Here is a 5,740-nt window from a genome sequence, read left to right as displayed (position 1 = left end):
GTCCATTTCTTGTGCGCGTTCCCCCCCCGGACCGGGGGTGGGGCCTTACCCAGGAAGCCCCCCCCCCCCCCCCCCCCCCCCCCCCCCCCCCCCCCCCCCCCGGCGGCCGCCGCCGGCCCCGAACTGACCGGCGACCCCACCGAGACCCTCGGCCTGCGCACCGTCACCCTTCCGCCCGCCCCGCCCGCGCGCCGGTGAGAGCCCGCACCGCGGCCCTCTGCTCCGTCGCGGACCAGGGCGTGGCGGCGCTCACCAACATCCTGGTGCTGGTGGCCGCCGCCCGCCTCTCCGCCGTCGCCGACTTCGCCCGCTTCTCCGCCGTCTACCTGGTCTTCACCGTGCTGCTCGGCGTTTTCGGCGCGTACGCCGGGCAACCCCTCGTCCTGCGCCGCGGCGCCGGGAAGGAGATCGCAGGTGCCTGCCGCTCCGCCGTGGCGTTCACCGTGCTGGCCGCCGCCGCGCTCGGCGCGGTCACGGCCGCCGTCTGCGCGCTCGTCCCCGGCGACACCGCCCGCGCCCTGCTGGTGCTCGCGGCGGTGCTCCCCGTGGTGCTGGGGCAGGACGCCGCGCGGTACGCCTTCTCCGCCCTCCAGCGCCCCCACCTCGCCCTGGGAAGCGACCTGTCGCGGCTGCTGTGCGTGCTGGCGGCGCTGTCCCCGCAGGCGTACGGGGCGGCCCCGGCCCGGCTGATCGGCCTCTGGGGGCTGTCCGCCCTGCCCGCCCTGCTGCTGTCCGCCGCCCTGCTGCGCCGCGCCACCGCCGGGGCCCCGACACGGCTGCGCCCGCTGCTGCGGCGCGGCCACCTCGGGCAGCGCTTCGTCGTCGAGTTCGGCGTGGGCAACGCGACCGGACAGCTCTCCGTCCTCGGCCTCGGGGCGGTCGGCACCCCCCTCCTGGTCGGGGCGCTGCGCGGGGCGACCACGCTGTTCGGGCCGCTGAACGTGCTGTTCACCTCCGCCACCTCCTTCGGCCCCCCGCTCCTCGGCCGCATCGACGACGAGCGCCGGCGGGTGCGGGCCACCGCCGCCCTCGCCGCCGTCCTCGCCGCGACCGCCGCGCTCTGGGCCACCGTGCTCGCCCTGCTGCCCGACGCCGCCGGGCGCCGACTGCTCGGCGACACCTGGGCCCCGGCCGCGGCCTTGCTGCCCGCGACCGGCAGCCAGTACGCGGCGATGGCGGTCGGCACGTGCGGGCTGCTCGCCCTGCGGATGCTCGACCCGCGCACCACGCTCGGCGTCCAGGTCGTCTTCTCGCTCGCCGCCGTGGCGTTCCTCGTCGGCGGATACCTCCTGGGCGGGGTGGCCGGGGCCGCCTGGGGGCTGTTCGCGGGCTCGCTCTGCAAGGCCGCCGCCACCTGGACGCGCGTGGCCCGCCTCCGCCGCCGCCCGGCCGCCCCGGCCGGGGCCGTCAGCGCCGGCGCGCGGCCCGCCGCTCCCTGAACGTGGTGACCAGCACCAGGCACAGGGCCGCGATGGCGAGCTTCCCCACCGCCTGGAGCAGCGGCCCGCGCAGCAGGATGAAGGTGTACCCGGCGATCAGCGGGGCGGCGACGGCCAGGACGCTGCCCGGCCCCGGCCCGGCACGGGTCACCGCGAGCGCGTACCGGCGGTCGGTGCGGGCCGCCGCGTAACCGGTCAGCGCCATCCCGCCCATCATGCCGGCCGCGCCGAGGTCGACCCACAGCTCCGTCCACAGCGGGGCCGAGAGGTTGGTCATCCTCATGCCCATCCACTGGCCGACCCGCACCCCGGTGTCCTCCGGCTTGCCGCTCCACACCGCCCGCGGCACGAAAAACAGGGCCGAGCCCGCCAGTTGGCGCCCGTACGTGTGGCCCCGCGTGTCGACCCAGGAGATGGTGTTGGCGAACATCACCGTCTGGTCGTAGTCCTTGGTCGTCAGCGGATCGAAGACGGACGCCGACTGCACGGGCCGCTGCCCCTCCTCGTCGTAGCGGAAGCGGTCCGCGTACGGGAACAGGACCAGCGCCCCCACCACCCCCGTCGTGAGCACCGAGCGGTACACCGCCGCGCTGCTCGGGAACGTGGTGAACAGCAGCGACACCAGCACCGTCAGGAACCAGTAGCGGGCGTTGGAGATCGGGTTGTTCACGACCAGGTTGAGCGCCGCCAGCGCCACCCACACGAGCACCGTCGCCGGCGTGCGCCGTGCCCGGCGCGAGGTCGCCAGCCGCCGGGTGCAGAAGAGCAGCGCCACCAGGGCGGGTACGGTCCCGAAGCCCTTCAGGAACGCCGAGCCCACGTTCGACTCGGCCGAGGCGACCCCGCTGGCCGCCACCGTCTCGCTGATCTCCTGCCGGCTGGAGAAGAAGACCGCCGGCCCGCCCAGCTTCAGCACGTAGTAGCCGCTCGCCGCGAACGCGAGCAGCACCAGCAGCCGCAGCCGCAGCGGATGCGCCACGGCGGGCCCGCCCGTCCCCCGGCCGGACGGGACGCGCCGCCGCAGCGGCCGCCGGGAGGCCAGCAGCGCCCCCAGGTCGAAGGCGGCGCACCCCACCAGGATCATCGCGATCGCCAGGACCAGGTCCGAGCGGGGCCCCACCATCGGCGTCGGCGTCTGCCCGATGACCACCTGGGCGAACGGCGCCACGCCCAGCGCGATGTAGACGAACATCCAGAACACGCCCTGGAGCAGCCGCCTGCGCGTGGACAGGATCATCGTCGCGAGCCGGGCGCCCGCGTAGCAGGTCAGGACCGCCTGGAGCCAGTAGGCGGTGTCCCGCGCGCCGCTGCCGGGCTGGGCGGCGATCACCGCGGGCAGGAAGCAGACGAGCCCCAGGATCAGGGGCACGGACAGCGCCCGCGACAGCATGGACCAGGCGATGGGGCGCGCGGCGGGCTCCAGGGGGCTCCCCGCAGCTCCGGGGCCGTCCGCGCCCGCGGGCGCCTGTGTGGTCGACCCGTGCGCCGACGCCTGCGCGGACGTCATCCGCCCCCCGTTCCGTGGACCTGTGAACACTCTAACGAATCAAGCCACTTGGGAGGACGCGATGACTACGCTGTGCGGAAGAGGCCGAGGTCGAGGGGAACCCTGGTGAGAATCCTGCACGTCGTCACACTCCACACCCCGGACCACGCGTTCGGCGGTCCGACCCGCGTGGCGCTCAACCTGTCGAAGGCCCAGCGGGCCGCCGGCGACGACGCCCGCGTCATGGCCCTGGGCGACGGCTTCCCGCCCGATGGACTGCCCCGTACGGTCGAGGGGGTCCCGGTCCACCTCTTCCGGGCCCGGCACCTGCTCCCCATGTTCGAGGTCAGCGGCGTCACCTCTGCCGAACTCCTGCGCGGCGCCCGGCGGATGATGCGCGGAGCCGACCTCGTCCACGTCCACCTGATGCGCGACCTGGTGACCCTGCCCGTCGCGCTGCTCGCCCTGGCGACCCGCACCCCCCTGGTCGTCCAGACCCACGGCATGGTCGACCCGACGGAGAACAGGGTCGCCCAGCTCACCGACCTCCTCGGCGTGCGCACGGTGCTGCGCCGCGCGGACGCCGTCCTGCACCTGACCGAGAGGGAGCGCCGCGACGTGGACGCCGTCGCCGCTCCGGTGCCGCTCACCCGCACCGTACGGCTGGTCAACGGCGTCCGCCCGCAGGAGCGCAAGCCGGCCCGCGACCCGGCGCGGCCGCCCACCGTGCTCTTCCTCGCCCGCATCCAGGAGCGCAAACGCCCCGAGGACTTCGTCGCCGCGATGCCGCACGTCCTCGCCCGGCGACCGGACGCCCGGTTCGTGCTGGCCGGTCCCGACACCGGTGCGCTGCCCGCGACCCTGGCGCTGGCCCGCGAACTGGGCGTGGCCGACTCCCTGGACCACGTGGGGCCGCTGGGCCACGAGGAGGTCCTCGCCGCCGGGCGCGCGGCCGACGTCTACGTCCTGCCGTCGATCGAGGAACCGCTCGGGGTCTCCGTGCTGGAGGCGATGTCGGTCGGCACCCCGGTGGTCATCACCCGCACCTGCGGCCTGGCCCCCGACGTGGCGGCGGCGGGCGCGGGCCGGGTGGTCGACAGCCGGGTCGGCGAGGACGCGGCCAACGCGCGCAAGGTGGCCGACGCGGTCCTGGAGCTGCTGGAGCCCGAGGCCGCCGACCGGGCCGGCAAGGCGGCCTGGGAGCTGGTCGGCGGGCACTTCACCATCGAGGCGGTCACGGCCTGCCTCCGGCGGACCTACGAGGACGTGGTCCGCCGGAGGCGCGGGTGAGCCACTCTCAGGCGGGCGGTCTCTCCCGTGACTTGAGGGCGATCTGCCAGCGGTAGAAGCTCATCGCCAGCGCGAAGTCGAAGCCCGCCCGGCCGTCCAGGAACCCCCGCCGGTAGAGGTACATGTACGCGAACGACACCAGCGGCTTGAACGGCGCCTTGTGGAACAACTGCCCCTGGCGCGACTTGACCCGGCGCACCTGCTCCTTGACCTCGGGGTGGTGCTCCAGCCACGCCTCCCAGTCCGAGTAGCGGTTGTGCCGCTCGAACCAGGCCGTCACCGGGTCGAGGTCCTGGTGCTCGATCGGGTTCCTCAGCGTCCCCACCGTCGCCGCGAGCGGCTGGTAGTGGCCCTCGACCTCGCCCATGCCCGGCGCGTCGAGGTCGTCGACCTCCGGGTAGCGGCAGCGCGTGCGGTCGGTCAACGCCCGCTTGCGGATGGTGTATCCGTGCCGCAGCCGCTTCCCGGAGAACCAGTACCCGAGGGGTATGTCGTACGCGGCGGGCTTCGGCGCCGCCGGATCGCGGAACGTCTCCCGCAGCTCGGCCAGAAGGTGTGGGCCGATGCGCTCGTCGCCGTCGAGGAGGAGGATCCAGTCCAGGTCCGTGCGGACGTTCTCCAGGCACCACTGCTTCTTGCGCGGGTGGCCGCCGTCCCAGGTGTACGCGACCACCTCCGCCCCGCACTCCGCGGCGATCTTCGCCGTGTCGTCGGTGCTGTGCGAGTCCACCACCACGACCGCCTCGAAGTGCCCGAGCACCGATCGCACCGCCTCGGCGATGTTCAGCCCCTCGTTCTTCGTGGGGATCGCCACGGCTATCGGCAGGCGTCCTGCTGCGGCGGTCATCCGGCGGCTCCTTCGCGCAGCCAGGCGTAGCAGCCTGTGGAGGTGAACGTGCGGGCGGTCGGCGGGACGGTGGCCTTCCCCGAGGCCCCGGCGCCGGAGGACAGTTCGGTCCCCCCGGCCCCGGTCACACGCCAGGTGCAGCTCCCGGTGGGGGAGGCGGCCCGGTAGACGCCGGGCCGGAGCGCCTTGCCGGTGTGCGTCCCGTCCGGGTAGCCGTGCGCCGCCTCGTCCACCAGGTCCTGGTGGTGCGGGCACAGCTCGGCGACCGCGGCGGCCGCGTCGGGGATCTCGTGCGTCACGATCGCGCCGACGGCGGTGTCCCGGTCGACCCGGACCAGGTAGCGGAGCTTGTCGCAGCTCTCCTGGCCGGTCTGGAGCACGGCGGCCGGGTCCATGCCGCGGGGCACCCGGCCCTCCAGGTACTTCTTCTGCCGCGCGGTGAAGGTCCCGGTGGCCGGGGTGATCTCGTCGGCGGGCGTCGTCGGGCCCGCGGCCGAGGCGGCGGGAGCGGACGGCCCGGCCGCCCCCGGCCGCCGGACGGACGGCGGCGCGGGCGCGGGCGCGGAGGCGGAGGCGGACGGTCCGGGAGCCGCGGGCCCGGGGGGGGGGGGGGGGGGGGGGGCGGCAGGGGGGGGGGGGGAGGGCCCGCACGGTGCGGCCCACAAAGACAAGGCCCCG

Annotated in this window: 5 protein-coding genes; 2 read left to right on the top strand and 3 right to left on the bottom strand. The window is 75.4% G+C overall.

The window, feature by feature from the left end:
* The first annotated feature begins 194 nt into the window (after positions 1 to 194).
* Complete coding sequence (locus tag ACZ6EJ_RS26670; protein WP_469270662.1) at positions 195 to 1,439, top strand: MATE family efflux transporter; 1,245 nt, start codon at positions 195 to 197, stop codon at positions 1,437 to 1,439.
* Here the strand turns inward: ACZ6EJ_RS26670 and ACZ6EJ_RS26665 are convergent.
* Complete coding sequence (locus ACZ6EJ_RS26665) at positions 1,408 to 2,946, bottom strand: hypothetical protein (protein WP_469270661.1); 1,539 nt, start codon at positions 2,944 to 2,946, stop codon at positions 1,408 to 1,410. The genes ACZ6EJ_RS26670 and ACZ6EJ_RS26665 overlap by 32 nt on opposite strands.
* A 105-nt stretch (positions 2,947 to 3,051) precedes the next feature.
* Between ACZ6EJ_RS26665 and ACZ6EJ_RS26660 the strand changes: the two genes are divergently transcribed.
* Positions 3,052 to 4,215, top strand: a complete 1,164-nt coding sequence (locus ACZ6EJ_RS26660) for a glycosyltransferase (protein WP_469270660.1) — start codon at positions 3,052 to 3,054, stop codon at positions 4,213 to 4,215.
* 7 nt (positions 4,216 to 4,222) lie between these two features.
* On the opposite strand, the gene ACZ6EJ_RS26655 is transcribed toward ACZ6EJ_RS26660, so the two are convergent.
* Both ACZ6EJ_RS26655 and ACZ6EJ_RS26650 read right to left on the bottom strand, forming a co-directional pair.
* On the bottom strand, positions 4,223 to 5,062 hold the full coding sequence (locus tag ACZ6EJ_RS26655; RefSeq protein WP_469270659.1) for a glycosyltransferase family 2 protein: 840 nt from the start codon (positions 5,060 to 5,062) through the stop codon (positions 4,223 to 4,225).
* A complete protein-coding gene (locus ACZ6EJ_RS26650; RefSeq protein ID WP_469270663.1) occupies positions 5,059 to 5,733 on the bottom strand; it encodes a hypothetical protein in 675 nt (224 codons plus the stop codon). Before ACZ6EJ_RS26650 ends, ACZ6EJ_RS26655 begins: the two co-directional genes overlap by 4 nt.
* Between the last annotated feature and the right edge of the window lie 7 nt (positions 5,734 to 5,740).

This window comes from Streptomyces sp. NPDC041970, assembly GCF_055588985.1.
The sequence above is the reverse complement of the archived record's forward strand: the minus strand, read 5'-3'. Positions and strand labels throughout refer to the sequence as shown.

Coding starts and splice junctions, on each gene's coding strand:
- ACZ6EJ_RS26665 (WP_469270661.1), bottom strand. CDS start 2,946: ATGACGTCCGCGCAGGCGTCGGCGCACGGGTCGACCACACAGGCGCCC.
- ACZ6EJ_RS26655 (WP_469270659.1), bottom strand. CDS start 5,062: ATGACCGCCGCAGCAGGACGCCTGCCGATAGCCGTGGCGATCCCCACG.